Origin of the sequence: Streptomyces sp. NPDC020422 (genome assembly GCF_044386705.1) — a bacterium.
Lineage (GTDB): Bacteria > Actinomycetota > Actinomycetes > Streptomycetales > Streptomycetaceae > Streptomyces.
In genome coordinates this window covers 42,987-58,950 of the sequence record NZ_JBIRVJ010000002.1, presented here as the reverse complement: position 1 = coordinate 58,950, position 15,964 = coordinate 42,987, and the positions used below count along the sequence as shown (strand labels likewise).

The 15,964-nt window shown below is 73.0% G+C and carries 18 protein-coding genes; 10 read left to right on the top strand and 8 right to left on the bottom strand.

Annotated features, from left to right (window positions below):
- Positions 1-325 precede the first annotated feature (325 nt).
- A complete protein-coding gene (locus ACH414_RS04300; RefSeq protein ID WP_382543167.1) occupies positions 326-886 on the top strand; it encodes a hypothetical protein in 561 nt (186 codons plus the stop codon).
- A gap of 26 nt (positions 887-912) precedes the next feature.
- Here ACH414_RS04300 and ACH414_RS04295 read toward each other — a convergent pair whose 3' ends face one another.
- The 3 genes from ACH414_RS04295 to ACH414_RS04285 form a co-directional block, all read right to left on the bottom strand.
- The gene (locus tag ACH414_RS04295; RefSeq protein WP_398940772.1) at positions 913-1,923 is read right to left on the bottom strand and encodes an LLM class F420-dependent oxidoreductase; all 1,011 of its coding nucleotides are present in this window, start codon (positions 1,921-1,923) and stop codon (positions 913-915) included.
- Between the two features lie 115 nt (positions 1,924-2,038).
- The gene (locus ACH414_RS04290; RefSeq protein ID WP_382543161.1) at positions 2,039-2,887 is read right to left on the bottom strand and encodes a DUF5336 domain-containing protein; all 849 of its coding nucleotides are present in this window, start codon (positions 2,885-2,887) and stop codon (positions 2,039-2,041) included.
- Between the two features lie 121 nt (positions 2,888-3,008).
- Complete coding sequence (locus ACH414_RS04285; RefSeq protein ID WP_398940771.1) at positions 3,009-3,911, bottom strand: N-acetylmuramoyl-L-alanine amidase; 903 nt, start codon at positions 3,909-3,911, stop codon at positions 3,009-3,011.
- Positions 3,912-3,984: 73 nt separating this feature from the next.
- Here ACH414_RS04285 and ACH414_RS04280 point away from each other — a divergent pair, with 73 nt between their 5' ends.
- Positions 3,985-5,724, top strand: coding sequence for a hypothetical protein (locus ACH414_RS04280; RefSeq protein ID WP_398940770.1), 1,740 nt, complete (start codon positions 3,985-3,987; stop codon positions 5,722-5,724).
- Positions 5,725-5,746: 22 nt separating this feature from the next.
- Here ACH414_RS04280 and ACH414_RS04275 read toward each other — a convergent pair whose 3' ends face one another.
- The 3 genes from ACH414_RS04275 to ACH414_RS04265 form a co-directional block, all read right to left on the bottom strand.
- A complete protein-coding gene (locus ACH414_RS04275) occupies positions 5,747-6,640 on the bottom strand; it encodes a hypothetical protein (RefSeq protein ID WP_382543151.1) in 894 nt (297 codons plus the stop codon).
- Between the two features lie 139 nt (positions 6,641-6,779).
- On the bottom strand, positions 6,780-7,418 hold the full coding sequence (locus ACH414_RS04270; protein ID WP_382543148.1) for a class I SAM-dependent methyltransferase: 639 nt from the start codon (positions 7,416-7,418) through the stop codon (positions 6,780-6,782).
- 50 nt (positions 7,419-7,468) lie between these two features.
- Entirely contained in the window at positions 7,469-7,876 is a 408-nt protein-coding gene (locus ACH414_RS04265; RefSeq protein WP_398940769.1) for an ATP-binding protein, read from the bottom strand.
- Between the two features lie 84 nt (positions 7,877-7,960).
- Here ACH414_RS04265 and ACH414_RS04260 point away from each other — a divergent pair, with 84 nt between their 5' ends.
- The 3 genes from ACH414_RS04260 (at position 7,961) to ACH414_RS04250 (ending at position 9,298) form a co-directional block, all read left to right on the top strand.
- Complete coding sequence (locus ACH414_RS04260) at positions 7,961-8,809, top strand: Scr1 family TA system antitoxin-like transcriptional regulator (RefSeq protein WP_382543142.1); 849 nt, start codon at positions 7,961-7,963, stop codon at positions 8,807-8,809.
- Positions 8,769-8,978 carry a DUF397 domain-containing protein gene (locus tag ACH414_RS04255; protein ID WP_382543139.1) on the top strand — a complete coding sequence of 70 codons (210 nt, stop codon included), beginning with the start codon at positions 8,769-8,771 and terminating at the stop codon, positions 8,976-8,978. The genes ACH414_RS04260 and ACH414_RS04255 overlap by 41 nt, the downstream gene beginning before the upstream one ends.
- A gap of 176 nt (positions 8,979-9,154) precedes the next feature.
- On the top strand, positions 9,155-9,298 hold the full coding sequence (locus ACH414_RS04250; RefSeq protein ID WP_382543136.1) for a hypothetical protein: 144 nt from the start codon (positions 9,155-9,157) through the stop codon (positions 9,296-9,298).
- Here the strand turns inward: ACH414_RS04250 and ACH414_RS04245 are convergent.
- Entirely contained in the window at positions 9,266-9,676 is a 411-nt protein-coding gene (locus tag ACH414_RS04245; RefSeq protein ID WP_382543846.1) for a DUF4259 domain-containing protein, read from the bottom strand. The two genes, ACH414_RS04250 and ACH414_RS04245, sit on opposite strands and share 33 nt — an antisense overlap.
- A gap of 147 nt (positions 9,677-9,823) precedes the next feature.
- Here ACH414_RS04245 and ACH414_RS04240 point away from each other — a divergent pair, with 147 nt between their 5' ends.
- From ACH414_RS04240 to ACH414_RS04230, 3 genes are read left to right on the top strand one after another with little or no spacing between them, the layout of a single operon-like run.
- Positions 9,824-12,007, top strand: a complete 2,184-nt coding sequence (locus ACH414_RS04240; protein ID WP_398940768.1) for an acyl-CoA dehydrogenase — start codon at positions 9,824-9,826, stop codon at positions 12,005-12,007.
- A 21-nt stretch (positions 12,008-12,028) separates the two neighbouring features.
- Positions 12,029-13,219: a lipid-transfer protein gene (locus tag ACH414_RS04235; RefSeq protein WP_382543131.1), complete on the top strand. Its 1,191-nt coding sequence runs from the start codon at positions 12,029-12,031 to the stop codon at positions 13,217-13,219.
- Positions 13,220-13,272: 53 nt separating this feature from the next.
- The gene (locus ACH414_RS04230; RefSeq protein ID WP_398940767.1) at positions 13,273-14,724 is read left to right on the top strand and encodes an MFS transporter; all 1,452 of its coding nucleotides are present in this window, start codon (positions 13,273-13,275) and stop codon (positions 14,722-14,724) included.
- Positions 14,725-14,732: 8 nt separating this feature from the next.
- Here ACH414_RS04230 and ACH414_RS04225 read toward each other — a convergent pair whose 3' ends face one another.
- Positions 14,733-15,365, bottom strand: a complete 633-nt coding sequence (locus tag ACH414_RS04225; protein WP_382543843.1) for a response regulator — start codon at positions 15,363-15,365, stop codon at positions 14,733-14,735.
- 71 nt (positions 15,366-15,436) lie between these two features.
- Between ACH414_RS04225 and ACH414_RS04220 the strand changes: the two genes are divergently transcribed.
- Positions 15,437-15,658: a hypothetical protein gene (locus tag ACH414_RS04220; RefSeq protein WP_382543125.1), complete on the top strand. Its 222-nt coding sequence runs from the start codon at positions 15,437-15,439 to the stop codon at positions 15,656-15,658.
- Between the two features lie 53 nt (positions 15,659-15,711).
- The gene (locus ACH414_RS04215) at positions 15,712-15,930 is read left to right on the top strand and encodes a hypothetical protein (RefSeq protein WP_382543122.1); all 219 of its coding nucleotides are present in this window, start codon (positions 15,712-15,714) and stop codon (positions 15,928-15,930) included.
- Positions 15,931-15,964: the final 34 nt, after the last annotated feature.

Genomic DNA, 15,964 nt, shown 5'->3' with positions numbered 1-15,964 from the left:
CTGCCGAGCCGGGCGTCCGGCTTCTTGTAGAGCCACTCACACCGGCCGCCCCCCGCACACACGCGGCGCCTCACCATCGCACTCCCGCACGTCACGCGCCCGGAACCGTCCCGGGCCGCCGATCCACTCTTGGACGGGCACGAGAGGTGATCCAGAGGCGCCGCCGTCCCAGGGACGTGGTGGGACGTCCCACGGCTCTGACCTGCAGGGATGTGGGAAGGAAGGGACGGAGGGGGCCTCGCGTGGACCCCGAACGGAGTCACTCCGGTGGTGGATCGGGAGACCCCGGGCGAGGCTGGCGCCACCAGTCCCGGGAGGTTTCACCGTGCCCAGTCTCCTGCGCGCCCGCCGCGCGTTCGCCGCCGTCTTCCTGTCCGGTGCGCTGCTCGTCACGACCGCGGCCTGTGGCGGCGACAGCTCGCAGTCCATGACCACGAGCGCCGACTCGACCCCGACCGCCTCGGCGAGCTTCGAGCAGCAGAAGCTGGCCAAGACCCGGTTCGTGGCCAACGCGGGCCTGGCGGCCGGCGCCACGTACCAGTGGATCGTGAAGCCCTATCGGGCGGGCAAGTTCAAGAAGGGCGCGGACGGACGCACCTTCGCCCTCGTGAAGGCCGGCCTCGCGGGCGCGTTCACCTACAACCGGCTCAAGGCGGCGGTGAACAACGCCAAGGGCGACCCGCTGCTCTCCAAGGCGGTGGCGCCGATGAGCGCCGGGATCGAGTCGCTGAAGAACCTCGGGACGAAGCTGCGCAAGGGCGAGGCGACCGACGCGGACATCGGCTCCTTCGACAGCATCATCAACCAGGTGAAGGAGGCGGGGAAGAGCGCGGGCGCCGAGGTCGTCGACAAGGTGCCCAGTGCCTCCCAGCTGAGCGGCGGCTGACGGCCCGGGCGGCTGACGGCCGTGCGCTAGGCGTTGAGCTCCGCGAGGACGCGGAGCGTGGCGGGGTCCGGTGCCGTGACCAGGAGGTCGGTGACCGGGCCCTTCCGCCATGCGGCGAGCCGTTCGGCGATCCGCTCGCGCGGGCCGACCAGGGAGATCTCGTCGGCGAAGGCGTCCGGCACGGCGAGCACGGCCTCGTGGCGCCGTCCGGCGGCGAAGAGCTCCTGGATGTGCCGCGCCTCGGCCTCGTACCCCATGCGCCCCATGAGGTCGGCGTGGAAGTTGCGGGCGGTGTGCCCCATGCCGCCGATGTAGAAGCCGAGCATCGCCTTGACGGGGAGCAGTCCCTCGGCGACGTCGGCGCAGACCTGGGCGCGGACCATCGGGGCGACCGTGAAGGACTCCGGGAGCCGGTCGGGGAGCGCGTAGACCTCCGCCCAGCGGGTGGGGGACCAGTAGAGCGGCAGCCAGCCGTCGGCGATCTGGAGGGTCTGCGCGATGTTCTTGGGGCCCTCGGCGCCGAGCAGCACCGGCAGGCCGGCCCGCAGCGGGTGGGTGATCGGCTTGAGCGGCTTGCCGAGCCCGGTGCCGTCGGCGCCCGCGTACGGGTGGGAGTGGTAGCGCCCGTCGAGCCGGACGGGGCCCTCGCGGCGCAGCACCTGGCGGATGACGTCCACGTACTCCCGGGTCGCGGTGAGCGGAGAGCGCGGGAAGGGGCACCCGTACCAGCCCTCGACGACCTGGGGTCCGGAGAGCCCGAGCCCGAGCATCATCCGGCCGCCGGAGAGGTGGTCGAGGGTGAGCGCGTGCATCGCGGTGGCGGTCGGGGTGCGGGCGGCCATCTGCGCGACGGCGGTGCCGAGCCGGACGCGCTCGGTGTGGGCGGCGATCCAGGTGAGCGCGGTGAAGGCGTCGGAGCCCCACGCCTCGGCGGTCCACACCGAGTGGTAGCCGAGCCGCTCGGCCTCGCGGGCGAGGTCGAGGTGGGCGGCCGAGGGGCCGCGGCCCCAGTAGCCGAGGGCGAGTCCAAGACGCATGACGGCCAGCCTTTCTGACGGTACGTCAGCTTCGTCGGTCGGCTGGACTGTACGACAACGGCCCCCCGCCCGGAAGGGATCCGGGCGAGGGGCCGTCTGCCGCGCGCCGGTGCTGCTAGCCGCGCTGGATGCCGGTGGTGTCCTGGAGGACGCCGCGGCGGCCGTCCTGGGTCTGCGCGACCAGGGCCGGGCCGCGCTGCTCGACCGCCAGGTACCAGGTGCCGGGCGCCAGCTCGGCGATCGGCGCCTGGGAACCGTCCTCCGCGTACAGCGGGCGGGCCACCGGGACGGCGAACCAGAACGGCGCGAAGTCCCCGGCGGGCGCCGGAGCGGCGGCCTCCTGCTGCGGGGCCTGCTGCTGGGCCTGGGGCTGCGGGGCGTGCTGCTGGGCCTGCGGCTGCGCGCCGAAGGGCTGGCCGCCGAGCGACGGGTCCGGCTGGCCGCCGTACGGCGGCTGCTGGGCGCCCGGGTAGCCGTAGCCGCCGGGGACGCCCTGCTGGGCGCCCGGCTGCATGCCGTACGGCTGCGGCGTCTGGGGCTTCGGGGCGCCGACGAGCGGGCCGCCGAGGGCCGGGACCAGCGGGGCGGCGACGGCCGTGCCGGCGAGCACCAGCGAGGCGATCAGGCCGAGGATGAGGCCCGCGCCGGCGTCGACCCCGCCGAGGTCGATGATCGTCCAGAAGAGCGACCAGGCCGTGAAGATCGTGGCGGCGACGCCGAACTGGCCGAGGTCGAGGCCCAGCACCTTGCGCGGCTGGGGCAGGGCCCGGGTGAGGACGATCAGCGCCGCGCCGATCACGCCCACCAGGTACACGCCGATGGCGTTGCCCAGGGAGTCCCAGGCGTTGGGGGATTCGGGCCCCAGGCCCTTGTAGGAGACGTACTCGAGGAACGAGGCGATGAACAGCACCACCGCTGCACCGATCAGCACGCCATCGCCTCGAGTGAGGGAGCGGATATTCACGTAAGAGTCCTTCGTCGGGTCGTCTCGTCGGGGTGGCGCGGATCACGGGGGCGGCCCCATCGTACGGAGCATCGAGCATCGTACGGAGCGAATCTATCGTCCGTCCGCTCGGACGGTGGCCCTACCCCTTGAGGTAGGCGCCGATGCCGTCGGCGATCCCCTGCGCGGCCTTCTGGCGCCACGCGGCCTCGGTCAGCAGCGCGGCGTCCTGCGGATCACGCATATTGCCGCATTCGATGAAGACCTTGGGGACGGTCGAGAGGTTGAGCCCCCCGAGATCCCTGCGTACATCCAACCCGGTCCCGGAACCGATGTAGTTGGCGGGGTGGGTGCCGGTCGCGCGCCCGAACTGCGTGACCAGCTTCTCGCCCAGGGTCCGCGAGGGTCCCACGATCGCGGTGGTGTCGGCGGCGCCCTCGTGCACACGTGCGGGCAGGATCACATGGAAGCCGCGGTGCCCCACGGCCGAGCCGTCCGCGTGGACGGAGACGACGGCGTCCGCCCCGGCCGCGTTGCCGATCCGGGCGCGCTCGTCGATGCAGGGCCCGTAGGGGCGCTCGGCGTCGTGGACCAGGACGACCTCGGCGCCGCGGGCCTTGAGGAGATCGCGGAGACGGTGTGAAACATCGAGGGTGAACGCGGCCTCGGTGTAACCGGCGTTCGTGGAGGTCCCGGTGGTGTCGCACTCCTTGCGGTTCGTCCCGATGTTCACGGTCTGATTGATTTCCGAGGAATGACGGAAATTGCCGGGATTGTGACCGGGGTCGATCACGATCGTCCGCCCCGCGAGCGGCAGCTTCTTCCGCGGCGGCCCGGCCGGGATCGCCCCGGTCGCGGGGGCCGACGCCTTGGCCTCGCCGGTACGCGGAGAGGGCCCCGACGACGCCTGCGTCGCCGACTCGGCGGAGCCCCCGCAGCCCGCGAACGCGGCGCAGGCGGTCAGGGCCAGGGGGAGGGCGAGGAGTTTCCGGTGGTCGTACGGCACCCCGCGACTGTAGGCGTTCCGGCGCCGGATTGCGCGCATCGCCGGACGTGTGTGGGGAGAGCGTGAAGGGTATGTGCGGGGCACTGTCGCAACGACCACAGAGGGGGAACCTGTGGCGGGGGAAGACCAGGACCGCAGCAACGACGCCCACGACGCCCACGACGCCCACGGGGCGGGGAGGCAGCCCTCCCCATGGGAATGGACCGGCCCGGGGGCCCAGCAGCCGCCGTCGGGTCCGCCGCAGTCGCAGCCCTTACCGCCGCAGCCGGCGCCCGGTCCGTACGGGCAGCCGCCCGAGCCCCCGGGCCGGCCGCCGGTGACGGTCGCCGCCCCGCCGCCCCCGCCCGGCCCTCCGCCCGGCCCGCCGAACCCGGCGCAGGCCCTCGCCGTCGCCCTCCTGAACCTCTCCTGCCTGGGCCTCGGCTACGTCCTGCTCAAGCACTGGAAGTCCGCCGCCCTCTGCTGGGCCGCCACCGCGGCCCTGCTCGTCGTCGCGCTCCCCGCCGACCCGGACGGCGTCCCGCCCGGCGTCCTCGTCGGGTACGGCGTCTTCCTGCTGGTCGTGGCCGCCGACGGCGCCCGCCGCGGGCTGCGCGGACACGCCCCCGCCCTCCAGGCCCCCGGCCGCCGCAAGCTGGTGCTCCCCCTCGCCCTCGTGCTCCTGCTCCTCGTCCCGGCGGGCGGCACCCTCGCCTACGGGGCCGCCCGCGACGAGGCCGTCGAGCAGCAGCTCCTGGACCGGCTGGCCGCCGCCGACGCGCAGGTCAAACAGAGCGAGGGCCAGAGCTTCACCAGCGTCGAGGCCACCTACCGCAAGGTCCTCGCGACCTACCAGGACCTCGGCACCCGGCACGCCGGCTCGCGCGCCGGAAAGCTCGTCCCGGACCGCCTCGCCGCCTACTACACCTCGGTCTCCGCCCCGTACGCCAAGAAGGACTACTGCGCCGCCGTTCCCGCGCTGGAGCACCTGCGCGCCCTGCCCGGCACCGTCGACCGCAAGCTGCTCGGCAACCTGGTCGGCAAGGCCGACGAGCCGCTGGCCGAGTCCTGGTTCGAGTGCGGCACGCGGACGATCGGCTCGGCCGGCCAGGAGACCGCGTCCGGCGGCCACCTCAACGACCTGATCGCCACGTTCCCGCAGTCCCCCTTCACCCAGCGGATCGAGCCCACCCTCCGCGAGGGCCTGCGCACCCGGGACAAGGCCGTGCGCACCGCGCCCTGCGACGCCATCGCCGAGCTCCGCCGCTTCGACACCACGGTCGCCCTGCTTCCCAGCGCGACCTACGCCGACCTCGGCGAGGACACCCGGCGGGCGATCCAGCGCGGCGACTTCGCCTGCGGGCTCGACTACTTCAAGAAGAAGGAGTTCGCCGAGGCCCTGTCCGCGATGAACGACTACGCCAAGGCGTACCCCTCCAGCCCGCAGACCGCCCAGGCGCGCAACATCGCCATCGCCGCCGAGATCGCCGAGGAGACCCCGGCGGCCGGCGACAAGGTGCCCTCGGCCGCCACGTCCGACGGCTCCGGCATGGTCATGGTCGTCAGCAACGACGGCCCGGGCGAGGTCGAGCTCCTCTACACGGGGCCGGTCACCGGCCGCATCACGATCCCGGCCTGCGGCACGTGCACCAGCTACCCGACCCTCCTGCTGCCGAGCCCGAAGCTCAAGCCGTGCTCGGGCCCCTCCTCCAAGTACCCGAAGCGGACGCTGACGCTGCCTCCGGGCAACTACCAGATGCTCCAGAAGCGGGCGGCGACGGGCAGCTCCGCGGGCATGAAGAAGCCGAGCAACACGAAGATCGAATCGGGCTACAGCTACACCAACTGCCTGTACGTGACCTCGGGATTCTGAGCGCGGACGCGCACGGCGGGGATCAGGGGGCCGGCCGGGACGCCGGACGGCCGGCCTCCGCCTCCCGCTGCCGGGGCAGTCGCGGCCTCGGCCGGGAGCCGTCGGGCCCGCGCCGGTGCGGGGACTGGACGGCGAACAGCGAGACGGCGTACCAGACCATGACGCCCGCTCCCCACCAGCCGAACGCGTCCCACGCGAGGACCACGCTCGGGATCAGCAGGCACACATAGGCGAGCCGGAGCCGCCAGCGGTGGAAGGGGAGCGAGGAGACGTCCAGCCGGATGCTGTACTCGCTGATGATGATCCAGTCGTCGATGAAGAACGCGAACACATAGGCGAGCGACGTCATCCAGATGCCGTCGAGGCCGTGCCCCCGGAGCAGCCACATGATGGTGAGCGCCGAGAGGAAGACGCCGCCCTGGGCGTTGGTGATGTTGAGCTGCCGCAGCTTCTTCCAGAGCTCCACCGTGGTGCCCTCGTGCCGGAAGAGCGTGCGCAGCAGGAGGGTGTGCCGCATCACCACGGTCACCGCCACGGCGACGGTGGTGATCTGGAGGATCAGGGAACCGCTCGCCAGCCGGTCCGCGAGCAGGTCGAGCGTGCGCTGACGGTCGGTGAAGAGCAACGGCAGCCAGTCGGCGAGGGAACCGATCGGCCCGCTGAGCGCCATCACCGAGCAGGTGACCGCGAGGGCCAGGTTCGTGGCCCCCTGGCCGAAGCTGGTGCCGAGCACCCGCGCGTGCTCCGACCGGGAGCGACGTAACGCCCGCGCCGCGGACTCGAAGGGCAGCTGGCCTTCCAGCTCCTGCACCTCCGCGCGCATCCCGCCGAGACCCGACACCACGCAGGCCAGCACGTACGTGACGACACCGGCGATGGTCGCCGAACGGATGACGGGGTCGTTGAGCAGCTGCATCTGGGACCTCTTGCGCGGGACGTCCTCGCGGACGGTGGCGGCCGAAGGTGCGCCATCATCGCAGCAAGTCGGGTACCGGTGAAGGCGTTTGCGCCGCATTCGCCCGTACGGTGCCGACCCCGGTCCCCGCCCCGCCGGATCAGCCCCGGCGGCGCAGCACCCGCATCGAATCGGTGACCGAGATCTCCTCGAACTCGCCCGACTCGATCGCCCGCAGATAGATCCGGTACGGGGCCTGCCCGCCGTCCCGGGGGTCCGGGAAGACGTCGTGGATGACCAGGGTGCCGCCGGGCGCGACCTTCGGCGCCCAGCCCTCGTAGTCGTTGGTCGCGTGCTCGTCGGTGTGCCCGCCGTCGACGAAGACGAAGCCGAGCTGCCCGGCCCACACCTTCGCGACCTGTGGCGAACGCCCCACGACCGCGATCACGTGCTCTTCGAGGCCCGCCTTGCGCAGCGTGCGCCGGAACGTCGGCAGCGTGTCCATGACGCCGACCTCCGGGTCCACCACCGTCGGGTCGTGGTACTCCCAGCCCGGCTGCTGCTCCTCGCTGCCCCGGTGGTGGTCCACGGTCACCGCCACCGTCCCGGCCGCCCGCGCCACGTCCGCGAGCAGGATCGTCGAGCGCCCGCAGTACGTCCCGACCTCCAGCAGCGGCAGCCCCAGCTCGGCCGCCTCGGCCGCCGCCGCGTACAGCGCGAGCCCTTCCTTGACCGGCATGAAGCCCTTCGCGGCCTCGAAGGCGGCGAGGATCTCGGGGGTGGGCTCGGCGGCGACCATGGTCGGGTCCTCCTACTGGCGGGTACGCGCTTACGGGCGCCCATCGTGCCCTACCCGTCGCACTCGAACCACACCGTCTTCCCGTCGGCCCCCTCCGTCACCCCCCACCGGTCCGTCACGGCCTCCACCAGCGCGAGCCCCCGCCCGCCCTCGTCCAGCGGCCCGGCCGCCTTCGCGACGAGCGGCCCCGGCATTCCGTCGGCCACCTCGACCCGCAGCCCGCCCGGCTCCCGCAGGATCAGCACCGTGCACCGCCGGCCCGGCACATGCCCGACCACGTTCGCGACGAGCTCGGTGAGCGCGAGCTCCCCGGCATCGGACAGGCGGCCGAGCCCCCAACGCGCGAGGAAGGCGCGCAGGATGCGGCGCATGTGACCGGCCGAGTGTTCACCCACGGTGAAGCCCATCCGGTAGCTCGTGGCAAGTTCCGTGGGAAAGAGGTCCGTTGCGTGATTCATGCCACCAGGTTGGAGCCGGGTCACTACGCTCTGCTACGGACTGGACGCAACGCTTGCAAGCGTGAGTTTGGGGGTGACCTCGCCGTGGCCAATATCCGGAACCTCGATCCCAGCGCCTCGCCGCTGGACTACTACGGCTCGGAATTACGCCGGTTGAGGGAGGAGGCGAAGCTCAGTCAGGATCAGTTGGGTGACATCCTCTTCTGCACGGGCTCACTGGTGGGCCAGGTGGAGACGGCGAAGAAGGTTCCGACGAGGGAGTTTTCAGAGCGGCTGGACGCCGCCCTGATGACGGGTGGCCTGTTCTCGCGGTTGATCGGGCTGGTGCTGAAGAGCCAGCTCCCGAATTGGTTCCAGCCATACGCCGAGATGGAAGCCAAGGCGACGTACATCTACTCGTATCAGGCGGGGTTGGTGGACGGGCTGCTCCAAACCCCGGGCTATGCAAGCGAGATCCTCGGTGTGCGAGCGGAGGGTGACCTGGACGCCAAGGTTGCGGCGCGTATGGAGCGCCAGCGCATCCTGGTGCGCGAGACTCCGCCGCTGCTTTGGGTGGTCGTGAGCGAGGCGGTACTCCACCAAGAAGTCGGAGGTCGCGACGTCATGCGGACTCAACTCGCCCACCTGTTGGGAATGCAGGAACGCGCGTGGGTGAAGATCCAGATCCTGCCGTTCACGGCGGGAGCGCACACGGGCGTGATGGGGTCCTTCAATCTGCTGCGCTTCGAAGACGATCCGGACATCGTCTACACCGAGGACTTCGTCCGGGGGCACATGACCGCGGATCCGGCCGCCGTCCGCGAAGGCTTCCTCCGTTACGATCATCTCCGGGCCGCTGCCCTTTCCGTGGAGGCGTCGGCCCAACTGATCGCCCGGGTGATGGAGGAGCGGTATGGGGACCGAGCTGAACCTGACGGCAGCGCGTTGGCGTAAGTCCTCCTACAGCGGCGACACCGGAGGTCAGTGCATCGAGGTCGCCGACCTCGCCGCCCACGTCGCCGTGCGCGACTCCAAGGACCCCGCCGGGCCCTCCTTCCTGGCCAGCCCGGCGGCGTTCACGGCCTTCGTGACCGCCGCCGCCGAGGGGCGGATCGGCCGCTGACCCGCATCGCGCCCTCGCCGGCCAAGCTCGCCGCCTGGACGGCGGCGCTCGCGCTCGTCGCGGGCGGTGCCGTCCACGCGTACGGGCTGACGTACCTCCCCTTCCTGTTTCCGGAAGACGCCTGCTACTTCAACGCGGGCGAGAAGGTCACCCCGGACTCGGCGGGCGCGCTGCCGGTGAGTCTGGTCTGCGGGGGCGAGGAGGTCGTCCCGGGCTGGCTCAACCCGACGCTGCTCGCCCTCGCGGTCACCGTGGTCGCCGCGACCCTCGCCTCCGTCGTGCTCGCGCTACGCGCCCGCGCCCGCCAGCACCGCCCGTAGCCGCAGCACGCCCGCCTTCCACTCCTCCCCGCCCGACTCCTCCCACAGCTCCAGCAGCTCCGAGTCCTCGCCGAGCACCCGGTCGAGGGCCGCGACGGCGAGGGGGCGGAGGGTGGCCGGGAGGGCCGGTATGCGCTCGTCCGGGCCGTACGCCGTGGTGACGGCGTCCCCGCCGGGGCACTGCGCGGCGACGAGGGCCGCGGCGGCCACCGCCTCCGCCGCGAAATCCGAGTCCAGGTAGTCGTCACCGGTCTCGGTGACCTCGCGGAAGGCGGCGAGGAGGACCGCCGCCTTGTCCGCCGCGGCGGCCTCGTCGACCCGCGCCGAGAAGTCCGCGGCGGTGTCGTTGTCGAAGGGGCCGATGTCCCAGGTGCCCATGGTCTGCTCGCTCACTCTCTCCGTGCGGGCGGCGCCCGACTACTGCTCCCCATGCTGGCACCCGCCACTGACAACGCCCCCGACGCCGCCGATTCCCACCGCATCTGACCTTCCGTCAGATTGGAACGTGTTCTAGTCTGCCGTGCCATGGGCATCGCCATCACGCACGAACAGCGGGAGCTCGCCCGATCCGTCCGCGGCTGGCTCACCCGCGCCGTACCGCCCGAGGACGTCCGCAAGCACCTCGACGCGCCCGCCGCGGCGGGCGAACGCCCCCCGTACTGGGACGGGGCAGCGGCGCAGGGCCTGCTCGGCATCCACCTCCCCGAGGAGTACGAGGGCGGGGGCGGCGGCGACCTGGTGGACCTCGCGGTCGTCCTGGAGGAGGCCGGGCGGGCGCTGCTGCCGGGACCGTACGTGCCGACCGTGCTCGCCGCCGAGCTGCTGCACCGGGCCGGGCGGGGCGAGGAGGCCGGCGCGCTCGCCCGCGGGGAGCGCGCCGCGGCCGTCGCCCTGGGGCCGGGCACGCTGACCGCGGCGCCCGCGACGACGACCGACGGTTTCGTACTCGACGGGACGGCCCCGCCGGTCCTCGGCGCGGCCCAGGCCGAACTCCTGATCCTCTCCGCGCGCACCCCGCACGGCACGGTGTGGCTCGCGGTGGACGCCGACACCCTCGCCGTACGCCCGCACGAGAGCGCCGATCCGACCCGGCCGACCGCGGAGGTCGCCGCCGACGGGGTGTTCGTGCCCGCGAGCCGGCTCCTCGGGGGCGTCGACGCGACGCTCGTCGCCGACCTCGCCGCGGTCGTCTACGCCGCGGACGCCTGCGGGGTGGCGTCCCGGTCCCTGGAGGTCGCCGCCGAACACGCGCGTACACGCGTGCAGTTCGGGCGTCCCATCGGACAGTTCCAAGGCGTCAAACATCTCTGCGCCGACATGCTCGTACGGCTCGAACAGGCCCGGGCGCTCACCTGGGACGCCGCCCGCGCGGCGCGCGAGGACGCCGCCGACGTACGGGCGCTGACCGCCGCCCTCGCCGCGGGGACGGCGCTCGACACGGCGTACAAAGCGGCCAAGGACTGCATCCAGATCCTCGGCGGCATCGGCTTCACCTGGGAGCACGAGGCCCACCTCCATCTGCGCCGGGCGCTCGTCGCCCGCCAGCTCCTCGGCTCGGGCGACGCCCACCGGCTCGCCGCCGTCCGCCACGCGGGCGCCGGTACCCGGCGCGAGCTGCGGCTCGAACTCCCGGCGGAGGCGGAGGCGTTCCGTGCCGCCGCCCGCGAGGCCCTCGCCCCGGCCGTCGGGCTCGACCCGCGCGCCGCGCGCAAGGCGCTGGCCGGCACCGGCTACGCGGCCCCGCACCTCCCGCCGCCGTACGGGCTCGGTGCCGGTCCGCTGCAACAGCTCGCCGTGCAGCGGGAGATGGCGGCGGCGGGGGTGAGGCTCAGCCCGCTGTCCATCGCCACCTGGGTGGTGCCGTCCCTCCTCGCCTACGGGACGCCCGAGCAGCAGACCCGCCACCTCGGCCCCACCCTGCGCGGCGAACAGCAGTGGTGCCAGCTCTTCTCCGAGCCCGAGGCCGGCTCGGACCTCGCCTCCCTCCGTACCCGCGCCGAACGCACCGAGGACGGCACGGGCTGGCGGATCAGCGGGCAGAAGGTGTGGACGAGCGCGGCCCAGTGGGCCGACTACGGCATCCTGCTGGCCCGGACGGACCCCGGGGCGCCGAAGCACCAGGGCCTCACCTACTTCGTCGTCGACATGAAGAACACCCCCGGCATCGACATCCGGCCGCTCAAGGAGATCACCGGGGAGTCGCTCTTCAACGAGGTGTGGTTCGACGACGCCGTGCTGCCCGCCGACGCCGTGGTCGGCGAGGTCGGCGGCGGCTGGCGGGTCGCCCGCAACACCCTCGGCAACGAGCGCGTCCACATGGCCGACCAGGTCGCCTTCGACAGCGGCCTCGAAGCGCTCGTCGAGCGGGCCGGCGGCGAGGACGGCGCCGTACGGGTCAGGATCGGGGCCCTCGTCGCCGAGGCGCACGCCCTCGCCTGCATCGGCCTGCGCACGACGCTGCTCCAGGTGTCCGGCCTCGAACCGGGACCGGGCGCGAGCGTCCGCAAGCTGGTGCAGACCCTGCACCAGCAGAAGCTCGCCGAACTCACCCTCGAACTCCTCGGCCCGGAAGGCGCCCTGCGGGAGGGGCCGGGGGAGCGGGCGGTGCACGGACTGCTGATGTCGCGCTGCCTGACGATCGCGGGCGGCACCACCCAAGTGCAGCTGAACGTCGTCGCCGAGCGCCTGCTCGGCCTGCCGAGAGACTGAGAGACTGAGGGAGTGGCTTCGATGAAGTCGTACATCGTCGGTGTGGGCATGACGAAGTTCGAGAAGCCGGAGACCCGGGACTGGCAGTACTGGGACATGGCGAAGGAGGCCGGCACCGCGGCCCTGACCGACGCCGGCATCCCGTACGGGCTCGTCGAACAGGTCCCGGTCGGCTACTGCTTCCAGGCGTCGACGGCCGGACAGCGCGCGGCGTACGAACTGGGCCTGACCGGCGTCCCGGTCTACAACGTCAACAACAACTGCGCCACCGGCTCGTCCGCCCTGATGATGGCCCGCCAGCTGGTCGAGGGCGGGATCGCGGACTGCGTCCTGGCGCTCGGCTTCGAGAAGATGGCACGCGGCGCGCTGGGCGGCGGCTCGGACGGCGGCGACTTCAAGACCTCCCCCGTGGCCCGGCACTACGGGATCATGGCGGCGGCCCACGGCTTCGAGATGACCCCGCCCACCGCCCAGATCTTCGGCAACGCGGCCCGCGAGCACATGGACCGGTACGGCACGACGGAGGTCCAGCTCGCGGCCGTCGCCGCCAAGAACCACCGCCACTCCTCGCGGAACCCCAACGCCCAGTTCCAGGACGTGTACACGGTCGAGGAGATCCTCGCGGCGAAGACCATCCACCGCCCGCTGACGAAGCTCCAGTGCTCGCCGACCTCGGACGGCGCGGCGGCGGCCGTGGTGGTGTCGGAACGCTTCGCGGACTCCCACGGGCTGCGCGGCCGGGCGGTGGAGATCGCGGCCCAGGCGATGACCACCGACACGGAGGAGTCCTTCGCCTCCGGCAGCTGCATCGACGTGGTCGGCCGCCCGATGTCGCGGGCGGCGGCGCTCCAGGTCTACGAGGCGTCGGGCCTGGGCATCGAGGACGTCGACGTCGTCGAACTCCACGACTGCTTCTCCGTCAACGAGCTCCTGACGTACGAGGCGCTGGGCATGTGCGAGGAGGGCGCCTCGGGCAAGCTGGTCGAGTCGGGCGCGACGACGTACGGCGGCCGGTGGGTGGTGAACCCCTCCGGCGGCCTGATCTCCAAGGGCCACCCGCTGGGCGCGACCGGCCTCGCGCAGGCGGCGGAACTGGTGTGGCAGCTGCGCGGCGAGGCCGGCCCGCGGCAGGTGCCCGGGGCGGCGGTGGGCCTGGCGCACAACATCGGCCTCGGCGGGGCGGCGGTGGTGACGCTGCTGCGGAAGTCCTAGGTCCCGGTCGTACTCCGTTATCCCGATGTACGGGGCGGGACGGCTCTGCAACCATGACACCCATGCCGCGAACCGACACGAGCAAAGCCACCCCCTCAGCAGAACCGTCCCTACCCGGCTCGTCCGGATCGCCCCGCCTCTGGCTGGTGGTGCTGCTCGCCAGCGCGGGCCAGTTCCTCGTCGTCCTGGACGTGTCGGTGGTGAACGTGGCGCTGCCGTCGATGCGGACGGACCTGGGGCTGACGGCCTCGGGCCTCCAATGGGTGGTGAACGCCTACTCGATCGCCTTCGCGGGCTTCATGCTGCTGGGCGGCCGGGCGGCGGACCTGTTCGGCCGCAAGAGCATGTTCGTGGTCGGCCTCGGCCTGTTCACGGCGGCCTCGGTGGCGGGCGGCGTGGCCCAGGAGGGCTGGCAGCTCCTGGCCGCCCGCGCCGCCCAGGGCCTGGGCGCGGCCGTCCTGTCCCCCTCCACGCTCACCCTGCTCACCTCCGCCGTCCCCGCGGGCCCCGCCCGCACCCGGGCCGTCAGCACCTGGACGGCGGTCGGCGCGGCCGGCGGCGCGGCGGGCGGATTCGTCGGCGGCGTGCTGGTCGACCTCTTCTCCTGGCGCTGGGTCCTGCTGATCAACGTCCCGATCGGCGCCGTGATCCTGCTGGGCGCGTGCCTCCGGCTGACCGAGAGCCGCGTGGCCGGCGGCCACCGCCTGGACCTCCTGGGCGCGGTCCTCGTCACGGCCGGCCTGGGGACCCTGGCGTACGGCATCGTGCAGACCGAGGAGGCGGGCTGGGGCGCGCCGGAGACCGTTCTCCCGCTGGCGGCGGGCGCACTCCTGCTGGCGACGTTCGTGTTCTGGGAGACCCGGGCCGCGGCCCCCCTGATGCCCCTGCGCATCTTCCGCACCCGTGCGGTGTCGGCGGCGAACGCGACGATGGCGCTGTGCGCCTCGACGACGTTCGGCTCCTGGTTCTTCATGACGGTCTACGCCCAGAACGTCCTCGGCTACACCCCCCTCCAGGCGGGCCTGGCCCTGGTCCCCAGCTCGGTGAGCGTCATCGCGGGCTCCAAACTCGCCCCCCGCCTGCTGCCCCGCCTCGGCTCCCGGACCCTGGCCGTCCTGGGCGTCCTCATCGGCGCGACGGGCTTCGCCTGGCAGTCGACGATGACCCCGGACAGCGGCTACGCCACCGGCATCCTGGTCCCCGGCGTCCTGATGATGTTCGGCATCGGCCTGGGCTCGACCCCCCTGGCGATCCTGGCCACCACGAGCGCCCCGCCCTCGGAGGCGGGCCTGGCCTCCGGCCTCATCAACACCTCCCGCACCATGGGCGGCGCCCTGGGCCTGGCCGTCCTCTCCACCGTCGCCGTCGCCCGCATCTCCGGCGCCACCACCCCCGCCTCCCTGACCGAGGGCTACGCGGCGGCGTTCCAGGTCGGCGCGTGCGTCCTGCTCGGCACGGCGGCGGCGATGGCGGTGTGGCTGCCGGGGCGGGAGCGGAAGGCGTAACGCGGGTCCTACAACCACCCCTGCTGACGGGCCGCCCGGACGGCCTCCATCCTGTTCCGGGTCCCGGTCTTCCCGATGGCGGACGAGAGGTAGTTCCGCACGGTCGACTCCGAGAGGTGGAGGGCGGCCGCGATGTCCGCGATCGTCGCGCCGTCCACCGAGGCGCCGAGGGCGTCGCGTTCGCGGGCGGTCAGGGGATTGGGCCCGGCGCTGAGCGCGGCGGCGGCGAGGGCGGGGTCGATGACCGTCTCGCCGCGCAGGACCTTGCGGATCGCCTCGGCCAGGTCCTCGACGGGCCCGTCCTTCACCAGGAAGCCGGCCGCGCCCGCCTCCATCGCCCGGCGCAGATAGCCCGGGCGGCCGAAGGTCGTGAGGATCAGGACCCGGCAGTCCGGGACCTCGTCCCGCAGCTCGGCCGCCGCGTCCAGGCCGGACCTGCCCGGCAGCTCGATGTCGAGGAGCGCCACCTCGGGCCGCGCGATCAGCGCCCTGTCCACGATCTCGTCCCCGCGGCCCACCTGAGCGACGACCTCGATGTCGGGCTCCATGCCCAGGAGCAGGGCGAGCGCGCCCCGCATCATCCCCTGGTCTTCCGCCAGGAGTACGCGGATGCTCTTGGCGGGGCGGTGGTCCTGCGGCATCTCGTTCACGAGGAACAGGGTAGGCCGGACGGCCGCACGCAACCCGTCGGCAGCGCGCTCGTTGGCAGGGCATGAAGATCGCACAGCGCACCCTCGTCGCCCTGGCCCTCGCGGGCGCCGCCTCGCTCTCGGTGGCCGGTGCCGCCCATGCCGACGGGGTCGTCGGTCGTGACGACTCGGCCGACGTGACGGCGGACGGCCTCGGCCGTGACGTCAACAAGGGGGTCGGCAAGCTCCTCCTCCACCAGCCGCTGGCGGCGGTGGAAGGCGTGAACACCGGTCACGTCATCTGAGGGCCCCGTCATTCGAGCGCGCAACCCGGGTCGGTCCGGCTCGTTTGCAGCGCATGAGCAACCTGAGCAACCTCACGCACCCGAAGCGTCTCCTCGCCGCCTCCGTCCTCCTCGCCGGTGCCGTCGTCGGGCTCGGCGGTACCGCGCAGGCGGCGCCCCTCGACCTTCCCGGCGGCGGGCTCGCCGGCCTGCTGACCGCCGGCCACCCGGACGGCGGGGACGCGCAGAGCGCCGTCATCGAAGGGAACGGGTCCGAGCAGCGCATCGGGTGAGCCGGGGGGCCTGTCAGTGGCGCCGTCTACGATC

Excerpts from the sequence above, each read along its gene's own strand:
- ACH414_RS04240 (WP_398940768.1), top strand. The coding sequence starts at position 9,824 with ATGGGCATCGCCATCACGCACGAACAGCGGGAGCTCGCCCGATCCGTC.
- ACH414_RS04255 (WP_382543139.1), top strand. The coding sequence starts at position 8,769 with ATGGGGACCGAGCTGAACCTGACGGCAGCGCGTTGGCGTAAGTCCTCC.
- ACH414_RS04295 (WP_398940772.1), bottom strand. The coding sequence starts at position 1,923 with ATGCGTCTTGGACTCGCCCTCGGCTACTGGGGCCGCGGCCCCTCGGCC.
- ACH414_RS04265 (WP_398940769.1), bottom strand. The coding sequence starts at position 7,876 with ATGAATCACGCAACGGACCTCTTTCCCACGGAACTTGCCACGAGCTAC.
- ACH414_RS04270 (WP_382543148.1), bottom strand. The coding sequence starts at position 7,418 with ATGGTCGCCGCCGAGCCCACCCCCGAGATCCTCGCCGCCTTCGAGGCC.
- ACH414_RS04245 (WP_382543846.1), bottom strand. The coding sequence starts at position 9,676 with ATGGGCACCTGGGACATCGGCCCCTTCGACAACGACACCGCCGCGGAC.
- ACH414_RS04220 (WP_382543125.1), top strand. The coding sequence starts at position 15,437 with ATGAAGATCGCACAGCGCACCCTCGTCGCCCTGGCCCTCGCGGGCGCC.
- ACH414_RS04225 (WP_382543843.1), bottom strand. The coding sequence starts at position 15,365 with ATGCCGCAGGACCACCGCCCCGCCAAGAGCATCCGCGTACTCCTGGCG.
- ACH414_RS04285 (WP_398940771.1), bottom strand. The coding sequence starts at position 3,911 with ATGCGCGCAATCCGGCGCCGGAACGCCTACAGTCGCGGGGTGCCGTAC.
- ACH414_RS04215 (WP_382543122.1), top strand. The coding sequence starts at position 15,712 with ATGAGCAACCTGAGCAACCTCACGCACCCGAAGCGTCTCCTCGCCGCC.
- ACH414_RS04275 (WP_382543151.1), bottom strand. The coding sequence starts at position 6,640 with ATGCAGCTGCTCAACGACCCCGTCATCCGTTCGGCGACCATCGCCGGT.
- ACH414_RS04230 (WP_398940767.1), top strand. The coding sequence starts at position 13,273 with ATGACACCCATGCCGCGAACCGACACGAGCAAAGCCACCCCCTCAGCA.
- ACH414_RS04235 (WP_382543131.1), top strand. The coding sequence starts at position 12,029 with ATGAAGTCGTACATCGTCGGTGTGGGCATGACGAAGTTCGAGAAGCCG.